Below are 23,801 nucleotides of genomic sequence, written 5' to 3'. Positions count from 1 at the left end.
ACCATAATGTTGCCTCTCTCTCGTCGTGTTGCTGTTTTCCTCTATTGTAATATTTCGGAGCTCAATCGTGCAACAAAAGAATTTTTCAGTGTTTCCTTAGATCACCCGCAAGATCATCCTCACCTGCGAGCGCGTGCTCCGCGCCCGTAAGCCAATCACGCGCGGCGCGAATCGACTTCGCACGTTCCCTGCGATCTACGTCCATCGCCGCTCCCCCTTCCCGAGATTATACTACACTCCATAGGACAGATTCAAGAACCCAAAGTTAAGGAAGCACTGATAAATTCAGCCACGCCATCTTGACGCATCTTTTTTGCCCGAACTTTGTCGGCAAATCCTCCACATAGCTTTGGCTATGCGTCCGGTTTGCCTCCTTGTTCGGACGAAAAAATCTACGCCAATCTGAGGGTCTATTTTATCAGCGATTCCTTAGTCCTTCGCCCAAGCTTCAGCCATGAGATCCTCATAGACATCCTCAAGCTGCTTCACGAGAATTGGAAGAAGCGTATTGATCATGCGGCTGTCAAACGTCTCATCAGCAAATGGGATGCAGATATCGAGATAGATGCTTCCGTCCTCACGGAGGTAGTACTTGAAGATCTTATACTCCGCATTGAGCGTATTGAGGTAGCCCTTGATGCGCTCGACATTCTTCGCGTTGATGCCCGTCGCAACCTGCGTGCGGATGATCGTGAAGAAGCTGTCGTCGATAAAGATCGCCATCGGCATGATCTGTCCCTTCGCCTCAATGCGCGAGCGGAAGATCGTCGTATGGAACTCATCGGCAAGTGTGTCCGACTCAAAGAAGTTGATGTCGTTTTCCTTCAGAAATGCTTGGAATTTCTCTGCCTTCGAAGCGCCCTCGGGAGCAGCTGCCTCCACTGCCTCTGCCTGTACGTCTTTCTCTTCGTTCTTCGCCATGTGTATAGTTCCTCCCTTATCGTATGAGAACGGGAATCCCCGTCTGATCTGCGACTATTGTATCATATATATTTTTTTTTGCAAGGAAAACCGCCGTACAGTCGTACGGCGGCTCAAAGTCATCATTTACTCAGAGCGTTCTCTTACGCAGGATGAATGCGCGAACAAAAAGTGCTGTGAAGAGAATTGCAAAGCCAATGCCGGCCGGATAGGTGATGTTCGTCGGCAGACCGAATCCCTCGGGAGCCTGCATGAGGTAGGTCGTCGTGACCGCCGACATAAAGATCGCTGGCACGAGTGCTACAACGTAGGCATACGAGCCCGGCTTATGCAGGTAGAGATATGCCGTGCCCATCCAGAGCGTAATCATCGCGAGCGTCTGGTTCGCCCACGAGAAGTAACGCCAAATGATCGAGAAGTCCATCTGCGAGAGAACAAGACCGATGCCGAGCATCGGAACAGCAATGAGAAGGCGCTTCGGAGCCTCCTTCTGCGGAATGTTGAGCCAGTCTGCGAGTGTCAGACGTGCCGAACGGAATGCCGTATCCCCCGAGGTGATCGGGCAGGCGATGACACCGAGCATCGCGAGAACTGCGCCGATGCTCACGCCGCCGATGCCGACAACCCCCATGAAGCCGTTGCAGATCTCATAGACGACACCGCCGGGGCCTGCTTCCTTGAGTGCCGCACCGAGCCCTGACGTGCCATCGTAGAAGGTCGCTCCGGCAGCAGCCCAGCAGAGTGCGATGATGCCCTCGGCGACCATTGCGCCGTAGAACACGGGACGCCCCATGCGCTCATCCTTGAGGCAACGCGACATGATCGGCGACTGGGTCGCATGGAATCCCGAGACCGCACCGCAGGCGACTGTGATGAAAAGCAGCGGCCAAATCGGCAGCTGTTTCGGATGCAGATTCTCAAGCGTCATCTCGGGCATAACGTGTCCGCCGACACCGAAGAGCATGCCGCCCATGATGCCGAGCGCCATGACGATGAGACAGATGCCGAAGATCGGATAGAAGCGCGCGATGATCTTATCGATCGGCAAGAGCGTGGCGAGCGTGTAGTAGATGAAGATCACGGCGAGCCATAGAAGCATCTCGAAGCCCGTGAGCTTAGAGAGCAGCATCGCGGGTCCCGTCATGAAGACAACACCGACGAGGACAAGCAGAACAATCGAGAAGATACGCATGATCTGAAGCATAATATGCCCAAGATTCTTGCCGACGATCTCGGAGAGACTCTTGCCGTCCTCGCGGAAGGAAATCATGCCCGAGAGATAGTCATGTACACCGCCCGCAAAGATCGTACCGAAGACAATCCAGAGGTAGACGCTCGGTCCCCAGAGCGCACCTGCGAGCGCACCAAAGATCGGGCCAAGACCAGCAATGTTGAGCAGCTGGATGAGGAACACCTTCCACGTCGGCAGAGGGATGTAGTCCACTCCATCCTCGAGCCGAATCGCAGGGGCAACCTCCCCTGTACGTCCAAACGCTCGGTCTACAATTGCCCCATAAACAATGTAGCCCACGATGAGCGTTGCAAGAGCACCAAGAAATGTAACCATTCGTTGTCACTTCTTTCTTTAGTACATATATAAAATTACATGCCGGAAATTCCGGCGCCCCATTCCCTGCCCTCCTTTCTGAAAAGTCAAGGAATCGCTGATAAAATGAAGTCCGTCAGATTGGCGTAGATTTTTCGTCCTGTCAAGGAGACAAACCGGACGCATAGCCAAAGCTATGTGGAGGATTTGTCGACAAAGAGAGGGCGAAAAAGATGCGTTAAGATGGCGGTACTGAATTTATCAGTGCTTCCTCAAAGAAGCTCTCCCAAATAAGTCCCTAAAATAGAAAATGGGCTTCTTTGCGTTCATCATATCACAAGTTACGCCCCTTGTCTAATACTTCGTATGTGCTATAATGGGCAATACATTGATTGCTATGGAGGCATGATTTATGGGACTTGATATTCTGCTCTTTCTTTTACTCGGGCTGTTTGTCGGCACATTCGGAACGCTCGTCGGCATCGGCGGCGGGCTGATCTGCGTACCGATCTTCATCTTCTTCCTGTCCGACGGAGGCATCTATCCGTATTTCCACACGGCGGCACAGATCACAGGCACTTCGCTTGTCATTGTGTTTGCAAACGCTCTCTCGGGGACGCTCGCCTACATCCGTCAGCAGCGCGTCTACTTCCCCGCCGCCGTACCATTTGCGCTCGCAACCCTGCCGGGCGCATTCCTCGGCTCGTATATCGTCGACGACTTTACGGGGCCGATGCTCTACGCATCCTATGGCACGTTCCTTCTGGTGATGGCGTCGCTTATGTATTGGAACGCGACGCACAAGAAGCACACGGATGTTCACACACTCCCCGCGAATTTTACGTTCAACCGCTCGCTCGGCATTGGATCGAGCGCGGGTGTCGGCTTCATCTCGAGCATCTTCGGTATCGGCGGCGGTGTGATTCATGTGCCGCTCATGGTCTACCTGCTCGGCTTCCCCGTGCACATGGCGACGGCGACCTCACATTTTGTTCTCGCCTGCTCGGCAGCATTCGGCATCATCAGTCATGTCTGGCTCAACCATGTAGTCTGGACACCTGCCATCTGCATCTCCATCGGTGCTGCCGTCGGTGCCCAGATCGGTGCTGCCATCTCGCAGAAAACGAAGTCCAAGGTCATCCTCGTCCTTCTCTCTCTTGCCATGTTCTGTCTGGGGCTGCGCCTGATCTGGATGAGCGGGATGTTGTAAACCACAAAACGAACGTAAAAAAGAATCGCCCCATCATGAGGCGATTCTTTTTTGGTCTCTCTGTACTCGGATCAGAGCGGTTGGAAGCCGTGGCGTGCGCCCTCGGCAGACTCGATTGCCTGATGTGCCAGGTCAATCGCGAGCCCAAGGGTACGCATGATCTTGTCGGGGTTATGGAAGCCCATGCCGTTCTCGGCGGCGACCCAATCCCAGTACCACTGTGCTTCGCGAATCTTCGCGCGTGCATCTTCAAGTGCTGCATCGGGCACGCCCGCATCCATCGCAGCCTTGACCGTGCGGTGTGCGCGTGCAACGGTCTGTCCCGCGATACGCTGGAGTTTGAACGTGTTGTCATGGATGGTCTTGACGCGTGCAACGAGGGTCTCCTCGCTCTCGTCATGACACTTCAGACAAGACTGCTGCGTGGTCTTCAGCGGGCTCGTCATCCAGTGCGAGGTGTACTTCTTGCCGCCGTCACGCATATAGGGCATGTGGCAGTCCACGCAGGTAACACCGGCATCGGCATGGACACTCGTCGCCCACGTCTCGAACTCCGGATGCTGCGCCTTGAGCATCATCGTCTTGGAGTCGGGGTGCATCCAGTCACCCTTGAATCCGCCTGCCTGTCCGGACTGATAGTACTGATACTCGGACTCGGCATCCAGACCGTTCTCGTATGGATGTGCGACACGACCATCCTCGGCGGTGAAGTAGTACTCTGTATGACACTGCGAGCACACATAGGCACGCATCTCGTTATGCGTCGCCGCATTTACGTCCACACCGCGCTTTGCCATCGACTCAATGAAGCCCTGCTGATATACGCGCAGCTCCATCGTCTCGGGATCGTGGCAGGTCGAGCAGCCGAACCACTCGTCCATCGTGATGGGAGCCGCAACTTCATCAAACGGCTTCGATGCATACGCCCATCCACCTTCTTTGAAGTACACATCATAAACATACGAACCCTTGCACTGTAGACAACTCCCCTTCTGTCCCGGAAGCCTCTTCGTATGCAGGAGATCGTAGCCCGCATACGTATGCCCTCGGTCGTCGTCATACTGGATGGCAAACTTATAGCCCTTAAAGTTCTCAAGCATCTCGGGCTGGTGCTCCAGATGACTGTTGCCCTCCATGCTGCCGCCGTAGCCTGTGGGCGACGGAGATTCCTCATTGTTTTTCATGAATGAGTTGTACTGGAGCGGGTAAGCATCCTTGTACGCCTCTTTGCCGATCTTGGCAGCGGTATCGCCCTGGATCTGCACGCGTTTGATGCTGTCATCGTTCGGGTGTGCGCCGATGCGAACAGCGACAAATCCAAAGAACAGGGCACAGACGCCGGCAACACCTGCGATGATTTTCTTTCTGTTACTCAACTCTTATCCCCCCTTCTAAAGGATTGGAACCATGCGGCATACCACTGTGACACTTCGTACAATTTGCATTTCCGTCCTTGCCCCTGTCCAGACATACCGCCCCCATGGTCGATGTATGGCAGCGCAGACAGTTGGCATTCACGATATCCCGTCCGTGATCGGAGATCTTGATATGTACGGGATAGTCGTTCAGTACCTGATGGAGCGTGTCATGCATGCCTGTCTTGCCCTTTTCAAAATAGTAAACGGCAATATTGTCGTGCGGCAGATGGCACTCCACGCAGGCGATGTCCGCATGTGTGGACATGGCATGTGTCTTTGCCTCGTGCTGCATGGCATGGCACATGCCGCAGAACTTCGGCGACGCCGATGCCTTGTCCATGAGCATACCGCCGCCGACGGCGAACAGTCCCACGAGAAACGCACCGATGATACAGCGCAGCGTATGCTCCTTTGCATACTGCTTCAAATTCATGTGTCCTTCCTCCCTTCTATGATTTCTCACTCAGACCGCTTTTCCGATCCACCTCCTTTGACGGGACTTACCACCTGTGTGGCTGCCAGGAGACCACCGACAGTCACAAGAACACAGGCGAGCCAAAGGATGGAGATACCGGGCTTCGTACTGACCGAGGCAGGAACGGGAAGTGCCGCCTCCTCTGCCACAGAGGGCAGGATCTCGATCCGTATGTCGCGTTCATCCGCCGAGACCCCCGTGAGACGAATGCGGAACTTGCCATTCATCACCTCGATCGGCTGGGATGTCCCGCCCGTCTCCGTCGCAAGGATCGTGGGTGCGGCATCATCGACCTCCTCGCCGTCCGTGAGCGCGATCTGCGCCGTGACGAGGGTCTTGCCGCCGCCCTGCGGCTCAAACGCGATGGATTCGTAGCGGTAGGCATAGTCATTGATCCCCATGATGGTCTTGCCGCGGCGGAGAATCAGCTCGTCACGCTCTGCCGAAGTCGGCGACGGCGCAATGTAGAGATCGCCCGTCATGCTGCGTGCAATCGCAGGCTCACGCGCCGCATCCTCACCGTTTGCACGCAGCTTCGTCACCGCCTCTGAGACCGTGCCGTCCACCTCATAACGGTAGGACTTCTCCCTGCCGCTCTCGGCAAATGTCTGCCCTCGATAGATGACCGTATGCCCGTAGATCTCCTGCGGCGCATCGGGCGTCAGCGTGACGGTGGTCGTCTGACTGCCTGTCCCCGAGAGGATGAAGGCAAGGAGCGCAAGCCCCGCGCCCACGTGGGCAATCATGCCGCCAAGTCCGATCTGACGATAACGATAGCCCGCAATGGCAGCCGCAACGGCAAGCAGTGAGAACGTCGAGAGCAGGACCGACATGACATCCGTGACATGGGTGAGCCCCGCGAGCACACCGCCCAGTACCGAGAACACAAAGATCCAGACGGGACGCTGTGCACGTCCGCCGCCGTACGGCATCAGCACGCCGAGAGCCATCAGCAGAGCAAACGGAATCGCAATGGGCAGCGAGGTACGCACATAGTAGCTCGTGTCGACCGCCGCACTCTCTCCAACCAGAGCCGAGATCAGCGGCATGGACATTCCGAAAAACACGATAACGACAATGAATACGAGGAGGAGCATCCCGAGCAAAAGGAGGAATGCACGGCTGCGGTGCTGCTCGTAAAGTGCCCCCTTCGGCAGACGCTCAATCCGTGCGATGAGTACGCAAAGCCCCGCAAGGAGTACCAACGCATTTGCAAGCGCAATGTAGAAGCCGATGTCCGAGCCCGCGAACGAGTGCACGGAGAAATCACCGAGAATGCCGCTGCGCGTCAGGAACGTCCCATAGAGGACAAACGCATAGGAGAAGATGGATGCGAGGTGCACGAGGTAGTATGCACCGCGCCGCTCACGCGCAACCGCAATCAGATGGAGTAGAACACAGGCGAGCAGCCACGGGACAAGTGAGGAATTCTCCACGGGATCCCAACCCCAGTAGCCCCCCCAGCCGAGTACCTTGTACGCCCAGTACCCGCCGATGAAGATGCCGGCACCGAGGAACGCCCATGCAATGAGCGTCCAGCGGCGCATCGGAGCGAGGAAGCCTCCGTCCATCGGTGCCTTTATCATGCTCTCAAGCGCATAGGCAAATGGCACCGCGAGCAACGCATAGCCGACGAAGATGATCGGCGGATGCACCGCCATCCACGGATCCTGCAGCAGCGGATTCATCCCATGCCCATCGAGTACAATCGTCTCGGCGGGAACAAACGGGCTTTTGATGAGAACGAGGAAGGCGAGGACGGCGGTGAGCATCTGATAGATGCCGCGCCCTGTTGCCGTCATGCGCCCTTCCTGCGCCAATATCATACCGATGACGGCGTGGATCACGAGCCAGAGCAGGAACGAGCCCTGCTGCCCCGCCCAGAACGCCGAGATTTTATAAAGAAGAGGCAGGTCTATGGACGAGTAGCTGACAACGTAGCTATAGCTGAAATCATCGGCGAGAATAACGGCAAACAGTGCTGCTGCCGCGCCGACCGACATAAGTCCTGTGAAATACGCACAGATTTTGCTTTGACTATATTTCCCCTGCATGTCCAAGAGCATGGCAGCGAGGGCAAAGAGCAGTACACCCCCTACGAGTAGCGTTCCGATCATACCTGAACCTTTCCTTGTTCCGCTTCGTATTTCGACGGACATTTGATGAGCAGCTTGTCCGCAACGAAGGCATCCCCTGTATATTTCCCAATTGCAACGATGTGATACGCCTCATCAAACGTATCGGGCTTAATCCCCTTATAGCGCACGAGCATCTTCTCCCCCGTCTCCTCGTCTGCAATGGAGAAGACAAACATCTCGTTCTCCATGTGCGGCTCGACGGTGTCATCGGGCAGCCCTTTGACCTGCACATTCCGCTGAGACGTGCGCGCCTCCGCAATGCCGACGTAGGGTGTCACCGAGTCCGCGAAGAAGTACCCTGCATATCCGATAAATCCAAGAATCAGTACCACAAAGAAATATTTACGCATGACGCTCCCCCCGTTTCATCAGCCAAACATACATGAGTGTCACATCGAGCAGCGACAGCATCAGCGTCGCAAGCATGACGGCATCCATATCGAGCCGCCCTGCCCCGTTGAGGACAGGCGACGGATGCAGCGAGAAGAACATCCGCGGCAGGATAAAGACGAGAAACGGCACTGCGATAAAGGAGAAGAGTGCGTAGACCGCCGACGAGGAGGCGCGTGCACGCTCATCCCGCATCGTCATACGGAGTGTCACATATGCCCCATAGATGAGGAGCAGAACGAAGATCGTCGTCTGCCGCGGATCCCAGTTCCAGTACGCCCCCCATGTGAGCTTTGAGAAGACTGCCCCGCTCCCCGTGGCGAGGAGTGTAAAGACGAGTCCGAGCACCGCAGAACGTGCACTTCTCGCATCAAAGCGCAGCTCACGAGTTTTCAGATAGCGCGCGCCCCAGTAGGCGGCGCAGAAAAACGCAATGACCGAAACCCACGCACATGGGATGTGAAAGAATGCAATACGGACATAGTCGCCCAACCCCTGCGCAGGTGGAACCAAGAAAAAGACAGCGTACAGAACCGCCAGTGTCAAAACACCGATCACTCCCGCAAGCATTTTCCCCTCCAACCTAACTCTCAATCCAGAGAGAATCAAACAACATCGACGCGCCCACGGTGAGCGCCATATCGTAGATCATCATGCCGCCGAGCAGTGCCATCTCCCCCTCCCCCGCCGTGAGCGCAATCGCAGGCAGGAGAATCGGCAGCATGGACGGAAGCAGCAGGATGGGAACGAGCCCCCCGCGCACGCTTGCATTTGCGGCAACCGCAGCGAGCAGCGTATCCGCCGCCGCCATGCCCCATAGCCCAAGAAAAAGCGTTGCAAAAAACACAGCATCGGGAACAAACGGTGCATCCATCAGGACGAGGACGAGCGGCACGACAATCGCCGCAAGAACCACAAGTGTAATCAAGTGCGCAGCCATCTTGCCGAAGAGCACCGCCTGTGCCGGAACGTAGATCCGAAGAAACAGGAGCGTCCCTGCCGCCGCTTCCTCCGCAAAGAGACGCTCTCCCTGCAGCGTCGCCGCAAAGAAAATCACGATCCAGAGGAGTGCCGCCGTCAGCCGCGCATCCGTCAGACCGCCCGCGAGCGACATGCTCATGAAAGCAATCACGGTCAGTGCGAACATCCCCATCGTCACATAGCCGGCGCGATGTCGAATGCCGTCGAGGAGCTCCTTATAGGCAACTCTGCGCGCCGCCTCAAAGTTCGACACACGCATCCGCCGCCTCCCTTTCCGCGCGATCGTTCGTCGCCCACAAAATGAGCCGCCCGCGCTCCGCCGCTGACCGCACCTCATGCTGAAGGAGCGATTGGCCGCGCTCATCAAGCGCAAGCCCCGGCTCATCGAGCAGCCAAATCGGAGCATCGACACCAAGAAGTACGGCAATCCGCACACGCTGGCGCATCCCCGTCGAGAGCTGCCCCACCATACGCGGCAGAACCTCTGCGGGCAGTCCGACACGCGCGAGAAGCTCCTGCAAATATGCCTCCTCACATGAACCCCCGCGTGCGGAGAGCAGAAAACTGAGATTCTCCCGCACCGTCAGACGCGTATACATCTCCATCTCCGGCGTCGCCATCGCGAGTAGGCTGCGATAAGCCGCTCCGCTCACAGGAGCACCATCCAGAAATGTATCAACAGTCCCAGATGTCGGGAGTATAAGCCGTGCCGCAAGGCGCAGAAGCGTCGATTTCCCGCTGCCATTCGCGCCCGCAATCGCTGTTACGCAGCCGCCATGAAAGGAATGTGTCAGTTGATGCAGGACTTCACGCCCTTCAAACATTTGACTGACATCGTTCAAACGTATTTCAACCATATGCTATCCCTTCCATAACTTTGGTTTATTTTAACACAGGTATGAAAGAAAAATGAAATACATATTTTGTATTAATATTTTCTATAGCTGTAGACTATTTCAAAAATGAACCCGCTTCATATCTCTTGATATTTGGGAAATAATGAAGCGGTCGGAACTTCATCGTGAAATTCCGACCGCTTCTTTATTATTTTTCATCATATATAAAATTTATCACTATACAGTGATATTTATCACAGTTTGGTTTGTATGACACCAAAAACAGCCGACATTGGAATCGACTCCAAACGTGCATCAATCGCAGCAACTTCCTCAGACGTGAGTGCGATGTCCGCAGCCCCCGCATTCTCTATGAGGCGTGCGCGTTTTCGTGTCCCCGGAATCGGCACGATGTACGGCTTCTTGCAGAGCATCCACGCGAGCGCAATCTGCCCGCAGGTCGCCCCCCTCTCCTCTGCGATGTTTTGGAGAAGTGCGAGCAGCTGACCGTTTTCCTCCATTGCCGCCGCACTGAACTGGGGCATCCGTGCACGCATATCTCCAGCCGCAAACACAGAGTTTTTGTCATATGCACCCGTAAGTACGCCGTTCGCAAACGGAGAGAACGCGACAAAGCCAATGTTCCGTTCCTCAAGCACAGGAAAGAGCGATTCATATGCACGCGCCATCATGGAGTAGCGGTTCTGCACTGCCGTGAGCGGACAGACGGCGTGTGCACGGCGAATATCCTCCTCCGTCGCCTCGGAGATGCCCCAGTGACGAATCTTTCCTGCCTGCATGAGCTCCCCCATCACACCCGCGACCTCCTCGACAGGGATCTGCGGGTCAACGCGGTGCTGATAGTAGAGGTCAATATAGTCCGTACCGAGTCTCTGCAGTGACGCATCCACAGACGCACGGATGGTTTCGGGACGCGCATCGGGAACAATCGGACTTTTCCCCTGCTTCAGCAGACTCATGTCGAAGTGAATGCCGAACTTCGTCGCGAGTACCACCTTGTCACGATACGGCGCAAGTGCCGCCCCGACCAATTTCTCATTGTCATGCGGATCATCGGGGGTTCCGTATACCTCCGCCGTGTCAAAGAGAGTGATGCCCATATCCACGGCAGCGGCGATCAGCTCACGCATCTCCTTCTTGTCGGCAGGTGCACCGTAGCTCTGACTCATGCCCATGCAGCCAAGCCCGACCAACGAAACGGTGATTGTTCCAAGTTTGCGGTAGTTCATAATCCTTCCTTTCCAAAACATCTATGAAGCACACTGCATATGCGTCGAATCACGGCTCACTCAAGATGATTCGTCCCCTCCCTGCAAGTTCATACCGTCCAAGCCCCGCCGGTAAAAAGACGCTCTCCCCCTTTCGGAGCGGCAGAACCTCCCCACCCGCAGAGAGCGTCACCGCTCCGTCGACCACCGTGAAGGACTGAAAGGATTCCTCCCCGACACGAAGCTGCGCCGTATCCTCGACAACGATCTCATACACCGTAAAATATGAACAGGAGGCAATCTGACGCGCCCGTGCCCCCGCGAACACATCCATCGGGCGCACCATCGCAAACTGTTCCTGCGGCGGCGTGAGACTCGTCACATCGACTGCCTTGTCAATGTGCAGTGCGCGGGGCAGGCCATCCGTACCGACACGTCCGTAATCATAGATGCGATACGTTGTATTGGAACTCTGCTGAATCTCACAAATAACGATTCCCTTACCGATGGCATGGAGGGTTCCGGCAGGGATGAAGAACACATCCCCTTTTTGCACGGGAACACGGTTCACCACATCGAGCAGAGTGCCGTCCGCAATCCGCCGAGCAAACTCCTCCTGCGTGATCGGCGTGCGAAAGCCATAGAGAAGACACGCCCCCTCCTCTGCGTCGACGATGTACCACATCTCCGTCTTTCCGTACTCCCCTTCGACGCGCATGGCATAGTCATCATCCGGATGCACCTGCACAGAAAGATTGTCCTTTGCATCAATCAGTTTAATCAGCAATGGAAAATAGGGAAAACGTGCCGCACGGCGGCCAAGAGCTTCCGGTGCGCTCTCCAACCACGCCGCAAGGGTCTGCCCCGCCGCAGCTCCGTTTGCGATAATGCTTTGTCCGTCTCTGTGACACGAGAGTTCCCAGCTCTCCGCAATGGTCGGAAGCGTCGTCTCTTTCCCATACTCCTGCTTCAGCTTCGTCCCGCCCCAGATATAATCCTTGAGCACCGGCATCAGTTTCATCGGATAACGCATAATTCCTCCCTATAGCGATGGATGATATCTCCTTTTTATAGATTATATCATGTCATATGGGTTTTCAAGTATTTTGCACGATAAAACGCCCCCGATCCGCGCTTTTTTCGCACTGATCGGGGGCGTTTCGTCATGATGTTACTTCTTCAATGCTGCATTCTTCTCAAGGATGAGGTTGAAGAGTTCGGAGTCTGCCAGAATTTCTGTAAAGTGCGTAATCGCCTCTTGGAGTCCATGCTCCTTTATATAGCTCTGCACCTCGACCGCCTCGGGGTCGTCCGCACAGTCGAAATGGAGGGCTGCAGCGATGACGGTTGCCAGCGCCTCTGGATTTCTGCCGCGCTCCATGAGCTGCGACGCGGGAGAAACGAGCCGATCCTTTGCGCCGAGCTTGCGCTTTGGCCCGCGCGCGACGCGCGTCACAGCGTCGGAGAGATGCGGATTCTTAAACCGCTCCTCCGCTGTGCGGATGTATGCCGCGTGCTTCTCACGGTCAAATCCGTACTTCTCGATGAGCAGTTCGCTCGTCTCCGCCCAGACACAGCGGACGAATGCGACGATCTCCTCGTCCTTCATCGCCGATGCAATGTCCTCAATGCCTTTCAGATACGCCATGTAGGCAATCGAGGCATGTCCCGTGTTGACGGAGAAGAGCTTGCGCTCGATGTAGGCTTCGAGGTTGTCCACCCACGTCAGCCCCTCGATCTGCGGCTCTGCACCGACCACCCCCTTACGGTCGACATCCCATTCGCAGAACGGCTCGACCTTCACGAGCAGGGGATCCTCGTTGTGCTGAATCGGTACGATGCGGTCAACGGCAGCGTCGGGAAAGCCGATGCAGCGCGCAACCTTGTCCTTGATCGTATCGTCCAAATGTTCATAGACAAAGTTCTTGAGGACGGTCGAGCCGCCCACCATATTCTCGCATGCAATGATGTTGAGCGGCGTCTCATTCTTCTCAACGCGGCGCGCAAGCCCCTTTGCAATATTTGGCGCAATGAACTTCAAGATGTTCGGTCCGATGGCGGTGGTCACGATATCCGCCGTAACAAATGCATCCACCAGCTCCTCGAGATTCACATTGCTGTTGATCGCCTTGACGTGCTCGACATGAATGGTCTTCGGAACGCTCCCGACCACCTCGATGTCATAGGAGCGGCGCGCGTTGATCTCATCAACCAGTGTCTCCGCAACATCGACAAATGTGACCTCATAACCCGAACGCACGAGCAGTTCCCCGATAAAGCCGCGGCCGATGTTGCCGCCGCCGAAATGGATTGCCTGTTTCATCGAAATCTCCTTTCAGCTTTCTTCAGTCCGCCTTCGTAAAGACCTCGTAAAGCTCCTCGGCACTCTTTGTCTTGAACAGTTCTGCGAGCTGCTCATCCGTATAGTCGCCGACCATCGTCGCAATGTTCGCGAGGATGGCAAGGTGGTCGTTGCCGACACCCGCAATGCCGATGACGAGATGTGCTGTCTCATCGCCGAACTTAACCCCCTCGGGATACTGACAGACGACGATGCCTGTCTTCTTGATCGTGTCCTTGACCGCATTCTCGCCGTGCGGGATCGCGATTCCCTTGCCGATGTAGGTCGAGAGATCTTGCTCGCGGTTGAGCATCCCCTGCACATAGCCCTCGTCGACGTAGCCGCTCGCCACGAGCATCCTGCCCGCTGCCGTGACTGCATCCTCGCGGCTGACGCTCGGGAGACCGACCTTGACATTCTCCTTGAGCAGAACGCCCGCGCCGACCGTCTCGTTCGCCTCCGCCTCTGCATCGGATGCGGGTGTACCTGCCTCCACAGCCGCCTCCTTGAGGCGCGTGGTGACGATCTCATAGACGTTGTTCTGCGTGAAGTCGCACACCCAGATATGCTCTGCCTGCGGCGAGTCCGCAAGCGCACGCTCCGCGAGCTTTTCATGTGAGATGACGAGCTGTGCCTCAGCGGGAATTGCGCCGATGGCGCAGTTCGTGACAGAGATGTCCGTGTAGCCGTCCTTCTTGAGTTTCTTGCGGAGTGCCGCCGCACCGAGCGCGGAGGAGCCCATGCCCGCGTCGCAGGCGTAGACGATAACCTTCAGATCCTTACCCGCAACCTTCTTCTCTGCGGGGAGATCCTTGCCGCGATTCTTCATGTCCGCCATGCTCTCGCGTGCCGACGCAAGAGAATCCTCCTCGACATCCTTCGACATCTTGATAAAGACAGAGGCAACCGCGCAGGAAACCGCCGTCGCAACGGCGAACGCCGAGAGGTTTGCAAAGAGTGCCGAGCCATTCGGCGTCATGGCGATGATCGCGAAGATCGAGCCCGGGGAGGACGGGGCAATCAGACCGCCGCCGAGAAGGCCGAGCGTGAACACGCCGGACATACCGCCCGCAATCGCCGCAACGATGAGGACAGGCTTCATCAGGATGTACGGGAAGTAGATTTCGTGGATACCGCCGAGAACATGAATGATCATCGCGCCGGGCGAGGACGACTTTGCCATTCCCTTACCGAAAAGCCAGTAGGCAAGCAGAATGCCGAAACCGGGGCCCGGGTTCGCCTCAAGCAGGAAGAACATGGACTTGCCGTATTCCTGTGCCTGCTGAATTCCGAGTGGACTGAGTACACCGTGGTTGAGCGCGTTGTTGAGAAAGAGAACCTTCGCCGGCTCGATGATGATGGACGCGAGCGGCAGAAGCCCCATTGCGACGATTCCCTCCACGCCGCTGCGCAGGATGTCGTTCGCACCGCCGACCACGGGGCCGACAACGGCGTAGGCAATCATCGCAAGGATGCCGCCGAGAATGCCGAGCGAGAAGTTGTTGACCAGCATCTCAAAGCCGCCCGGAATGCTGTCGCGGATGGCATCGTCAAATTTCTTGATGATGCAGCCGCCCAGAGGTCCCATAATCATTGCACCGAGGAACATCGGGATGTCCGAGCCCGCGATGATGCCGGACGTGGCAATCGCCGCCATGACACCGCCGCGATGTCCGTAGATCGCTGCGCCGCCGCTGTAGCCGATCAGCAGAGGAATCAGCCACTTGCTCATCGGGCCGCCGACCTGCGCGAGGTATTCGTTCGGCATCCACCCCGTCGGGATAAAGAGTGCTGTCAGAAAGCCCCATGCGATAAATGCGCCGATGTTCGGCATCACCATTCCGGACAGGAAGCGGCCAAATTTCTGCATGGCCTCCTGTGCACCTCCACCTTGCTGACTCATAAAAATCCCCCCTGAATAAAATAGAATCTCTTTATCTACAAGAGCCGTTCGAGTCGTTCCCGAAAATGCTCTTCAAAAACGTATTCCAGTGCACGGCGTATCTCATCTGCGTCCCCATACGCGAGGATATCTTTGAAGCTCGGACGCTCCGCAGTCTGCACCGAGATCGTCCCAAGGAGCTGCTTTTCCACTGCCGTCTCTGTCGGAGCAAGCATGACGAGTGCCGTACGCACTGCGTCCGCACCGTAGGGAAGCGGCTGCGCGAGACGAAGAACGCCGAACTGCGGTGTGCGCAGCGCAGCTACCTCTGTGTGAATCAAAATCATCTGCGGCGCAACCCATGTGGGCGCAATTTCCTCACGTCGGAGAAGTGCCGCTGCAACATCAGCCGCCCCCTCCAATACAAGGAGCTGCGCCGCCGCATCTGCCAGCTGCGGCAGTGTCTGCACCCGTACATCCGTACGCAGTCGAAATCCCGTAAGCAGCTCATAAATCGCACCGCTCAGGCAATGAATCTCTGCCATCGCCTCGCTGAACTGCGGCTTTTCCTGCGTCTCAATGGCAAACTGCGGCACACAGGAAGCAAGTACAGCGTCAATCCGTGCCCGATCGGATGCGGTCAGAAACGCACTCGCGACGACGACGGGCACGGGAAGCGGCGGGAGTGGAACGGTCGATACAACGAAGTCCACGGCGCGGCGTGAGATCTCCTGCGCCGTGAGCGCGAGAGAGGAGAGCTCCCCTACCACGCGGATGCGCTCGTAGGCACGGCGGATGCGGCTTGCGAGCAGACGGCTCGTCCCAAGTCCCGTAGGGCATGCAACGAGCACGCGCACAACGGGGCGATCCCCCCCCGCCTCCGTCAGTGCTGCGCCGATATGAATGGCAATGTACGCAATCTCATCGGCGGGAAGGGGTGTCCCAACCTCCTCCTCCATCATGCGCGTGGAGTACCGCGCGAGCTCCATGAGTTCCGGATGCTCCGCCTCCATCTGTGCGAGCAGAGGATTGCGGATATCCATGTGGAGTTTCAGGCGGTGCAGTGCCGGGGCGAGGTGATTCACCAGACCCGAGAGCAGTGTACGGCTTCTGAGGAGTGGCGCGCCGCTCTTTTCGGAGGCGAGACGCATGATTGACTGCGCAATCTGTACGAGGCGGAAGTTATCCACCCGCCCTGCCCCTGCAGGGAGAGCCGTACCGCGCGCACCGAGGAGGTGCATCGTGATGTAGCCGATCTCTGCCTCGGGGACGGAGAGGGAAAATACTTTGCCCAACTGCACCGCAATCATGCGCGCCACCGCGAATTCCTCCGTGCGGCGCAGCTCTCCGAGCGTCCCCGCATCCATCACAATCGCATCGTGCTGCTGCATGCGCCGCACGGCAAGCGCGAGATGGACGACCAACCCGACACGTGCGGTATCAGGGATATCCCTCCCGTGCGTCTCCTCGGCAACGATATCATCAATCGTCCGTATCTGTGCCCCGTCGACGAGACCGAGCAGAGCCCGATCCGCTGCTGATGCCGCTCCCTCCACACCGTCGTCGGCGACGAGTGCGAGCAGCTCCTTTTCATCCATACAGTCGTGAATGATGCGGACGAGTGCACTGCGGATGTCCCGCTCCGCCCCCTCGACGTAAACCCCGAGTCCAGGACGGCGCACGAGCGTAATTCCCTGCTCCGCCAGAAACGGCTGAAGCCGATCGAGGTCGTGACTGACGGTGCTATCCGTCACGTCCAGAATGCGTGCTAGGGCAAAGAGTTTGAGCGGCTCATCTGCCATGAGGAGACGCGTCACGAGAATCGAACGCCGCTGATCGGGGGTCAGTTCCCCGCGTACATCTACCTTGGAGATTTGCGTCCTTAGCCGCGTCAGATCCGCCTTATCCCCCGTCAGCATAAAGCCCGCGCCCGTGCGCCTGAGAAGTGTGATGCCGTACGGCATCAGTGCCATCTCGAGCCCGTGCATCTCACGCGTAATGGTGCGTGCACTGACATCGAGGGCAGAGGCGATGCGCTCGGCGGGCACATAGCCGTCTGTTGCGAGGAGAGCGGACAGAATCGCCCGCATACGTGCCGTCAGTTCCATCTGCCCGCCTCCTTTCGACCGCTTACAGGGTTCATTATAACGAACGGGATTCATATATGCAACGAAAAGACCTTGCCCTTTGTCATGAGGACTTATGGACAAATAAAAAGAGCCGATGCATCACACATCAGCCCAATATTGTTTTACTGAAAATCCAGTCCCGGCACGGCGTTCAGATAGAGGTCACTGTACTTCCCTGCCGCCGCCTGATACGCGCCGCGACAGGCAATCATGGCAGCGTTATCCGTGCAGAGGCGTGCGGGCGGATAGAGATAGCGAATGCCCTCCGCCTCTGCCGTCTCGCGCAAACGGCGTTCGAGCGACCGATTCGCCGCAACGCCGCCCGCAAGGACGAGCGTATCGCGCCCCGCTTCGTGAATCGCCTCGAATGCCTTATGCACGAGCACCTCGACGACGGCGGACTGGAACGAGGCGGCGATGTCCGCCTTGTTCAGTGCATGCCCCTTCATCTGCTCGCTGTTGATGTAGTTCAGCACGGCGGATTTCAGTCCGCTGAAGCTGAATTCGTAATTTCCCTCCTGTGCAAGTGCACGCGGGAAGTCGATCGCGATGGGATCACCCTCGCGGGCGAGCTTGTCAATCTCGGGGCCGCCGGGATACGGCAGCCCCATCACACGCGCCACCTTGTCAAACGCTTCGCCCGCCGCATCGTCGCGCGTCCTGCCCATCTGACGGAACGTCTCGTAGTCCGCGACATCGACGAGTGCCGTATGCCCGCCCGAGACGACAAGCGACATAAAGGGCGGTCTGAGATCCTCGGCCGCAAGGAAGTTCGCAAAGATATGTCCCTCCAGATGATTGACCCCAATGAGCGGCACACCGAGGGAGAACGCGAGCGACTTTGCTGCCGACACGCCGACGAGGAGCGCACCGACCAGTCCCGGTCCATAGGTGACGGCAATCTGGTCGATCTCTGCGAGCTCTGTCCCCGCCTCCGCAAGTGCCTGCTCGATGACGGGCAGGATGCTCAAAATATGATTGCGCGAGGCAATCTCGGGCACGACACCGCCGTATTTTTGATGAATCGGAATCTGCGTCGCGATCACACACGAGAGGAGTTCACGCGTCCCGCGCAGCACCGCCGCCGAGGTCTCGTCACAGCTCGTCTCAATCCCGAGCGTCAGTTTCTCCTGCACATCTTTCATTTACAAATTCCTTCAATTTCGTATGCCACATCAGGATCGCGTCCTCGTCATTGTCCTGATAGTATTTCTTGCGTACACCGATTGCCGTAAAGCCCAGCCGCTCATAAAGACGCAGCGCGGGCGTATTCGACGGACGCACCTCAAGTGTCATGCGCTCTGCGCCGCGTGCTGCCGCCGCACACATCAGCCGCGTCATGAGATCTTTCCCAAGCCCTCTGCCCCGCTGCGCGGAGGTCAGCGCGATATTCGTCACCTGTGCCTCCTCGAACGAGATCCAGCAGCCGCCAAAGCCGATGATTTCCGCATCCTCTAGCGCAACGATATAGCAGGCAAAGTCATTCGATGCCTCGCGCCAGAAATCCTCACGCGACCACGGTGTCGGGAAACTCTCACGCTCGACGGCAGCCACGGCCTCTGCGTCCTCCGGCAACAGTGTACGAAAGTGAATCACTGCGCCGCCTCCGTACCGTGCCGCTTCTCCCACAGCACCTCCGCCTCACTGCGGCGCAGGTAGAGCGGTGCAGCAGTCATGGGATCGTCCACCTCCCCACGCATGAGACGCGTGAGTGCCGCGAGACCCACACATGCCGCACGCGGCATCCGCGCATGAATCGGAGCAAGGCGCACATTTGCCGGAAGTGCGCGCGTCGTTTTCTTCTGCATGGCATCGCCGAGCAAAATCACAGGCTGCTCCGCGTTCTCCAAGCCCGCGATGACCTCCGTCAGAGGAAGGATGGAGAGTGCATGCTTTTCACTTAGACGCAATCCATCCAGCCCCGCCTCCCACACGAATTCCTGCGCATAGACATTCCCTTTCTGCGCATCCATCATGGGAACGAGGCGCACCCCCTCACAGATATAGTGATGGGCAAGCGCCTCGAGTGTCGGTACTGCGATGAGGGGAATGTGCAAGGCATATGCCATCATCTTTGCTGACGCAAGTCCGATCCGCAGTCCCGTGAACGAACCGGGGCCGATGCTGACGGCGATTCCCTCAAGTTCAGATTTTTCCACACGCGCCATACGGAGTGCCGTCTCGATGTGCGGCATCAGCGTCTCCGAGTGCGTCAGTGCTCCCTGCATGCTGATCTCTGCCGCGATGCACTCCGCCGACAGAACGGCAACGCTCGAGACCTGCGAGGAGGTATCAATGTTCAGGATCGACAATATCGCTCAACTCCTCCAAGAGTGCCGTGCCAAGTTCTCCCTCGGCAGCAAAGGTGAACTGCCGCTCCTCCCCGTCCAGTGCCACGATGTTCACCTGCACGCGATCCTCGGGCATCGCATCGGGAAATTTCTCCGCCCACTCGATCAGAACAATGCCCTCCGTCGCCTCAACGTACTCGTAGAAGCCGATATCCTCCAGTTCCTCCTCGGATTCGATTCGATAGAGGTCAAAATGCACAATGGGACATGCCGCCTCGTAGATGTTCATGAGGTTGAACGTCGGGCTCGTCACATCGCTCTCCACGCCGAGCGTCCGCGCAAGCGCACGCACAAAGAGCGTCTTGCCCACCCCAAGCTCCCCGTCGAGGCAGATGACTGTTCCCTCGTGGATGATTTTACCGATCGTTCCCGCTAGATGCGCAGTCTCCTCGGGAGAGTGCGTGATACAGGTGAGCATATTCTGACCCCTTATGAATAAAAGAAATAGAAACTTTTGATACATTATAACATGAGATGCGATTTTCCGCAAAGAAAAAGGGGCTGTTGCACGAAGCTAGAAAACTTCGTGCAACAGCCCCTTACTGTGGGAATCGTACCGTCATGCGTCCGCCCGGCACATCGATCTCGCCTACAACCGAACGCAGTGCGGGAATGAGAATCTCACGCCCATCCTCACTGCGCACGGCATAGACATCGTTGCTGCCCGTACGGAGAACATTCTCGACCGTGCCGAGCTCATTGTCCTCCTCATCGTACACCGTCAGTCCCACGATGTCAAAGACGTAGTACTCGCCCTCATCGAGCGGTGCGGCATCTGCACGCGCGACCGTGAGCAGCCGCCCCGTAAGTTTCTGCGCGTCCTCGCGGACAGCATACTCACGAAACCGCATGAGGAAATTCTTCCCCTGCGGCTTGACGCTCTCAATGTGCAGCAGCTCATCGCCGACCATGACCTCGCGCAGCGCAGCAAAACGCTCGGGAAAGTCCGTCAGCGGGATGATGCGCAGCTCGCCGCGAATCCCGTGCGCCGCACCGACACGGCCGATAACTATGCGCTCAGTGCTTGCATCAGGAACGGATGGCGACAATCTTGTCATCCTCCACCAGAATCTCTACATTCATCAGTTCGCGCATATCGTCGCCGACCTTCGCCTCGACCTGACGCTCGAGCGTCCCCTGTACGATCTCCGCACCCTCGACGTATTTCTGCAGTTCCTCCTGATGGGCGCGCGTCTCCTCAATGTAGTCAATACGGCGCTGACGCTCCTGCCGAATCGCGTTGATGTGCTGAATCGCCTGCGGTGTCAACTCTCCCTGCTCCGCCTCCTGCATGACACGCTTCTCCTGAATGCCGAGCTGCTGTACCTCGAGTTCAGCGCGGCTGAGACCTTCCTCCATCTCCTTGAGCATCTTCGCACGCAGCTTCTCTGTAAGCTTTGCCTTAACGGTGACAGGCACCTTGATCGAAATAGAATCCACTCTGTATCTCTCCTATTGCAACAAATATGCAAAAACGGCGACCGTCCGAGACGCACGCCGTTTGCGCATCAGCCGATCTCGACCGTTGCCCTCTTATTCTCCTTCGTCGCAGCAGCCTTGACGACACTGCGAAGCGCCTTTGCGATGCGCCCCTGCTTGCCAATGACCTTGCCCATGTCATCCTCTGCCACACGAAGTCTCAATATGATCTCCTGATCATCCTGCGTTTCGTCAACGACGACAGCTTCCGGATGATCCACCAAGGATTTTGCGATAACCTCGACTATCTCTTTCACGCCGGTCGTCTCTCCTCATCGCAATACGCACGCCGCGAGAGCTCACCGAGATGGTGGAGTCCCCCGCGCACGCACTGTATTTGTCAGTCCTTCTGACGCTTTGCCTCGGCGAATTTCGCCATCGTACCGTTCTTGCTCAGGAGGTTCCTGACCGTGTCGGTCGGCTGTGCGCCCTTCTTCATCCAGTCGATTGCCTTCTCCTCGTCAATGCTGACGACAGCGGGCTGCTTCGACGGATCGTAGTTTCCAAGGATCTCGATGAATCGACCGTCACGCGGTGCACGCGAGTCGGCGACCACAATGCGATAAAAGGGATTCTTCTTCGCACCCATGCGGTTCAAACGAATCTTGACTGCCATAATTTCACCACCTTTCGTTGCGTGTTACTTGAAGAACGGCATCTTCGGAAGCCCCATGCCGCCAAGCGACGGCATGGAGGGCATTCCGCCCTTGCCCTTCATCTTCTTCATTTTCTTCATCATCTTGCGCATCTCGCCAAACTGTTTAAGCAGTTTATTGACATCCTGTACGCGTGTTCCGCTGCCTGCAGCGATGCGCTTGCGGCGGCTGCCGTTGATGATCGTGATGTCCGCGCGCTCCTTCGGCGTCATCGCACGGATGATTGCCTCCAGCTGACGCATCTCCTTGCCGTCGAGATCAAACTCCTGATCGCCGAGCTTCTTCTTGAGATTGCCCATCCCCGGAATCATGCCGAGGATGCTATTCAACGATCCGAGCTTCTTCACCTGCTGCAGCTGATCCAGGAAGTCGTCGAGTGTGAAGTCGTTCTTGCGGAGCTTCGCCTCCATCTTCTTCGCGTTTTCGAGGTCGAAGTTCTCCTGTGCCTTCTCCACGAGGGAGAGCACGTCGCCCATACCGAGGATGCGCGATGCCATGCGGTCAGGGTGGAACACCTCGAGCGGTTCGAGCTTCTCGCCCATACCGACGAATTTCACGGGGCAGCCCGTGACTGCCTTGATCGAAAGCGCAGCACCGCCGCGTGCGTCGCCGTCCAGCTTCGTCATGATGACGCCATCCAGCCCGAGCGACTCGTCGAAGGACTGCGCGACGTTGACGGCTTCCTGTCCCGTCATTGCATCCACAACAAGCAGGATCTCGTGCGGCTTTACCGCCGCCTTGATATCGCGCAGCTCCTGCATCAGCGTTTCGTCGATCTGCAGGCGTCCCGCCGTGTCGATGATAACGACATCGTTCGCGTGCGATGCCGAATGTCCGATCGCGGCGCGTGCAATGGCGACGGCATCCTCCTGTCCCTGCGAGAACACAGGCACTTCGACCTTTTCGCCGATCACCTCAAGCTGCTTGATCGCAGCGGGACGATAGATATCGTCCGCGACGAGCAGCGGGCGTTTGCCCTGCTTCTTGAGCATGAGGGCGAGCTTGCCCGCCGATGTGGTCTTACCCGAGCCTTGGAGGCCGACGAGCATGATGACAGTCGGCGGGTTCGGACTGATGTTGAGACGGCTCTCCGTCCCACCCATCAGCGCGGTCAGTTCCTCGTCAACGATCTTGATGACCGCCTGTGCCGCCGTGAGTGTGTCGAGCACCTCCTGCCCGACGGCACGCTCCTTCACGCGCTTCACGAAGTCCTTGACAACCTTGAAGTTGACATCTGCTTCGAGGAGTGCCATCCGCACCTCGCGCATGGCATCATTCACATCGTCCTCGGTCAGCTTGCCATGTCCACGCAGCTTCTTGAAGATCCCCTGCAGTCGATCGGACAGATTTTCAAAGATCATTCTCCCACCTCCTTCGTATCATCCTGCGATGTGTATTGTTCCAGTTCGTCCGCGATGCGCCGCACATCAGTGCACGCAATCGGTTCTCTGAGTGCACGCAGCTCCGCACAGATCGCAGTAAGTGCGTGCTCCTGCGCCTGTTGACGCGCGAGGAGTCCGAGTGTCTCCTCCATCTCCGTGAGCGCACGCTCTGCGCGGCGAATATTGTCATGCGCCGCCTGCCGCGTGATGCCCAGCTCCTCGCCGATCTCCGCAAGGGAAAAGTCCTCTGCGATGTGCAGATGCAGACACTCGCGCTGCTTTCCCGTAAGAAGCCCGCCGTACAGGTCATACAGTCTTGCGAGCTCGTAAAGTCGCTCCATGCACATCACCTGTTTCTAAAGGAATCGCTGATAAAATGAAGGCCGTCAGATTGGCGTAGATTTTTTCGTCCGAACAAGGAGGCAAACCGGACGCAT

At 57.2% G+C, this 23,801-nt stretch carries 26 protein-coding genes and 1 pseudogene; 2 read left to right on the top strand and 25 right to left on the bottom strand.

Annotation, left to right across the window (positions count from 1 at the left end):
- Positions 1–265 precede the first annotated feature (265 nt).
- The 3 genes and pseudogenes from ACO6BQ_RS07040 to ACO6BQ_RS07030 all read right to left on the bottom strand — a co-directional run.
- A pseudogene (locus ACO6BQ_RS07040) lies at positions 266–394 on the bottom strand (secretion protein HlyD); the annotation flags it as partial.
- Positions 395–429: 35 nt separating this feature from the next.
- Positions 430–921: a hypothetical protein gene (locus ACO6BQ_RS07035; RefSeq protein ID WP_489120183.1), complete on the bottom strand. Its 492-nt coding sequence runs from the start codon at positions 919–921 to the stop codon at positions 430–432.
- 130 nt (positions 922–1,051) lie between these two features.
- The gene (locus ACO6BQ_RS07030; RefSeq protein ID WP_489120182.1) at positions 1,052–2,488 is read right to left on the bottom strand and encodes a carbon starvation CstA family protein; all 1,437 of its coding nucleotides are present in this window, start codon (positions 2,486–2,488) and stop codon (positions 1,052–1,054) included.
- A 129-nt stretch (positions 2,489–2,617) separates the two neighbouring features.
- On the opposite strand from ACO6BQ_RS07030, the gene ACO6BQ_RS07025 reads away from it, so the two are divergent.
- Together ACO6BQ_RS07025 and ACO6BQ_RS07020 are read left to right on the top strand one after the other, a co-directional pair.
- Positions 2,618–2,761 (top strand): secretion protein HlyD, encoded by a 144-nt coding sequence (locus ACO6BQ_RS07025; protein ID WP_489120184.1) that lies wholly within the window; start codon positions 2,618–2,620, stop codon positions 2,759–2,761.
- A 118-nt stretch (positions 2,762–2,879) separates the two neighbouring features.
- A complete protein-coding gene (locus ACO6BQ_RS07020) occupies positions 2,880–3,677 on the top strand; it encodes a sulfite exporter TauE/SafE family protein (protein WP_489120181.1) in 798 nt (265 codons plus the stop codon).
- A 71-nt stretch (positions 3,678–3,748) separates the two neighbouring features.
- Here ACO6BQ_RS07020 and ACO6BQ_RS07015 read toward each other — a convergent pair whose 3' ends face one another.
- The 22 genes from ACO6BQ_RS07015 to ylxM all read right to left on the bottom strand — a co-directional run bounded on the left by ACO6BQ_RS07015 (position 3,749) and on the right by ylxM (position 23,705).
- Positions 3,749–5,053 (bottom strand): ammonia-forming cytochrome c nitrite reductase subunit c552, encoded by a 1,305-nt coding sequence (locus tag ACO6BQ_RS07015; RefSeq protein ID WP_314663141.1) that lies wholly within the window; start codon positions 5,051–5,053, stop codon positions 3,749–3,751.
- Positions 5,046–5,528, bottom strand: coding sequence for a cytochrome c3 family protein (locus ACO6BQ_RS07010; protein WP_021685403.1), 483 nt, complete (start codon positions 5,526–5,528; stop codon positions 5,046–5,048). Before ACO6BQ_RS07010 ends, ACO6BQ_RS07015 begins: the two co-directional genes overlap by 8 nt.
- Before the next feature lie 26 nt (positions 5,529–5,554).
- Positions 5,555–7,687, bottom strand: coding sequence for a cytochrome c biogenesis protein CcsA (gene ccsA, locus ACO6BQ_RS07005; RefSeq protein WP_489120180.1), 2,133 nt, complete (start codon positions 7,685–7,687; stop codon positions 5,555–5,557).
- The gene (locus tag ACO6BQ_RS07000; RefSeq protein ID WP_489120179.1) at positions 7,684–8,058 is read right to left on the bottom strand and encodes a cytochrome c maturation protein CcmE domain-containing protein; all 375 of its coding nucleotides are present in this window, start codon (positions 8,056–8,058) and stop codon (positions 7,684–7,686) included. The genes ccsA (ACO6BQ_RS07005) and ACO6BQ_RS07000 overlap by 4 nt, the downstream gene beginning before the upstream one ends.
- Entirely contained in the window at positions 8,051–8,668 is a 618-nt protein-coding gene (gene ccsA, locus ACO6BQ_RS06995) for a cytochrome c biogenesis protein CcsA (protein ID WP_489120178.1), read from the bottom strand. The genes ACO6BQ_RS07000 and ccsA (ACO6BQ_RS06995) overlap by 8 nt, the downstream gene beginning before the upstream one ends.
- A gap of 13 nt (positions 8,669–8,681) precedes the next feature.
- Positions 8,682–9,338: a heme exporter protein CcmB gene (locus ACO6BQ_RS06990; RefSeq protein ID WP_489120177.1), complete on the bottom strand. Its 657-nt coding sequence runs from the start codon at positions 9,336–9,338 to the stop codon at positions 8,682–8,684.
- The gene (locus ACO6BQ_RS06985) at positions 9,319–9,936 is read right to left on the bottom strand and encodes an ABC transporter ATP-binding protein (protein WP_489120176.1); all 618 of its coding nucleotides are present in this window, start codon (positions 9,934–9,936) and stop codon (positions 9,319–9,321) included. Before ACO6BQ_RS06985 ends, ACO6BQ_RS06990 begins: the two co-directional genes overlap by 20 nt.
- A 233-nt stretch (positions 9,937–10,169) precedes the next feature.
- Complete coding sequence (locus ACO6BQ_RS06980) at positions 10,170–11,165, bottom strand: aldo/keto reductase (protein ID WP_489120175.1); 996 nt, start codon at positions 11,163–11,165, stop codon at positions 10,170–10,172.
- Between the two features lie 49 nt (positions 11,166–11,214).
- The gene (locus ACO6BQ_RS06975; RefSeq protein WP_489120174.1) at positions 11,215–12,177 is read right to left on the bottom strand and encodes a type I phosphomannose isomerase catalytic subunit; all 963 of its coding nucleotides are present in this window, start codon (positions 12,175–12,177) and stop codon (positions 11,215–11,217) included.
- Between the two features lie 138 nt (positions 12,178–12,315).
- Positions 12,316–13,467, bottom strand: coding sequence for a mannitol-1-phosphate 5-dehydrogenase (locus tag ACO6BQ_RS06970; RefSeq protein WP_489120173.1), 1,152 nt, complete (start codon positions 13,465–13,467; stop codon positions 12,316–12,318).
- A gap of 22 nt (positions 13,468–13,489) precedes the next feature.
- Positions 13,490–15,388: a PTS mannitol transporter subunit IICBA gene (locus tag ACO6BQ_RS06965; RefSeq protein WP_489120172.1), complete on the bottom strand. Its 1,899-nt coding sequence runs from the start codon at positions 15,386–15,388 to the stop codon at positions 13,490–13,492.
- Positions 15,389–15,423: 35 nt separating this feature from the next.
- A complete protein-coding gene (locus tag ACO6BQ_RS06960) occupies positions 15,424–17,475 on the bottom strand; it encodes a BglG family transcription antiterminator (protein ID WP_489120171.1) in 2,052 nt (683 codons plus the stop codon).
- 143 nt (positions 17,476–17,618) lie between these two features.
- Complete coding sequence (gene tsaD / locus ACO6BQ_RS06955; RefSeq protein WP_489120170.1) at positions 17,619–18,641, bottom strand: tRNA (adenosine(37)-N6)-threonylcarbamoyltransferase complex transferase subunit TsaD; 1,023 nt, start codon at positions 18,639–18,641, stop codon at positions 17,619–17,621.
- Positions 18,604–19,092 (bottom strand): ribosomal protein S18-alanine N-acetyltransferase, encoded by a 489-nt coding sequence (gene rimI, locus ACO6BQ_RS06950; protein WP_489120169.1) that lies wholly within the window; start codon positions 19,090–19,092, stop codon positions 18,604–18,606. Before rimI ends, tsaD begins: the two co-directional genes overlap by 38 nt.
- Entirely contained in the window at positions 19,089–19,808 is a 720-nt protein-coding gene (gene tsaB / locus ACO6BQ_RS06945) for a tRNA (adenosine(37)-N6)-threonylcarbamoyltransferase complex dimerization subunit type 1 TsaB (RefSeq protein WP_489120168.1), read from the bottom strand. The genes rimI and tsaB overlap by 4 nt, the downstream gene beginning before the upstream one ends.
- Positions 19,789–20,265, bottom strand: coding sequence for a tRNA (adenosine(37)-N6)-threonylcarbamoyltransferase complex ATPase subunit type 1 TsaE (gene tsaE / locus ACO6BQ_RS06940; protein WP_489120167.1), 477 nt, complete (start codon positions 20,263–20,265; stop codon positions 19,789–19,791). Before tsaE ends, tsaB begins: the two co-directional genes overlap by 20 nt.
- A 121-nt stretch (positions 20,266–20,386) precedes the next feature.
- Positions 20,387–20,905, bottom strand: coding sequence for a ribosome maturation factor RimM (gene rimM, locus ACO6BQ_RS06935; protein ID WP_489120166.1), 519 nt, complete (start codon positions 20,903–20,905; stop codon positions 20,387–20,389).
- Positions 20,877–21,287: a YlqD family protein gene (locus ACO6BQ_RS06930; RefSeq protein WP_489120165.1), complete on the bottom strand. Its 411-nt coding sequence runs from the start codon at positions 21,285–21,287 to the stop codon at positions 20,877–20,879. The genes rimM and ACO6BQ_RS06930 overlap by 29 nt, the downstream gene beginning before the upstream one ends.
- 68 nt (positions 21,288–21,355) lie before the next feature.
- Positions 21,356–21,583 carry a KH domain-containing protein gene (locus ACO6BQ_RS06925; protein ID WP_006306836.1) on the bottom strand — a complete coding sequence of 76 codons (228 nt, stop codon included), beginning with the start codon at positions 21,581–21,583 and terminating at the stop codon, positions 21,356–21,358.
- Between the two features lie 83 nt (positions 21,584–21,666).
- Positions 21,667–21,942, bottom strand: a complete 276-nt coding sequence (gene rpsP / locus ACO6BQ_RS06920; RefSeq protein ID WP_006691519.1) for a 30S ribosomal protein S16 — start codon at positions 21,940–21,942, stop codon at positions 21,667–21,669.
- Positions 21,943–21,966: 24 nt separating this feature from the next.
- Positions 21,967–23,343 (bottom strand): signal recognition particle protein, encoded by a 1,377-nt coding sequence (gene ffh, locus ACO6BQ_RS06915; protein ID WP_006691518.1) that lies wholly within the window; start codon positions 23,341–23,343, stop codon positions 21,967–21,969.
- Complete coding sequence (ylxM, locus tag ACO6BQ_RS06910) at positions 23,340–23,705, bottom strand: YlxM family DNA-binding protein (protein WP_489120164.1); 366 nt, start codon at positions 23,703–23,705, stop codon at positions 23,340–23,342. Before ylxM ends, ffh begins: the two co-directional genes overlap by 4 nt.
- Between the last annotated feature and the right edge of the window lie 96 nt (positions 23,706–23,801).

This window comes from Centipeda sp. (in: firmicutes) (assembly GCF_057271695.1).
This window is presented reverse-complemented; position numbering and strand designations above follow the sequence as displayed.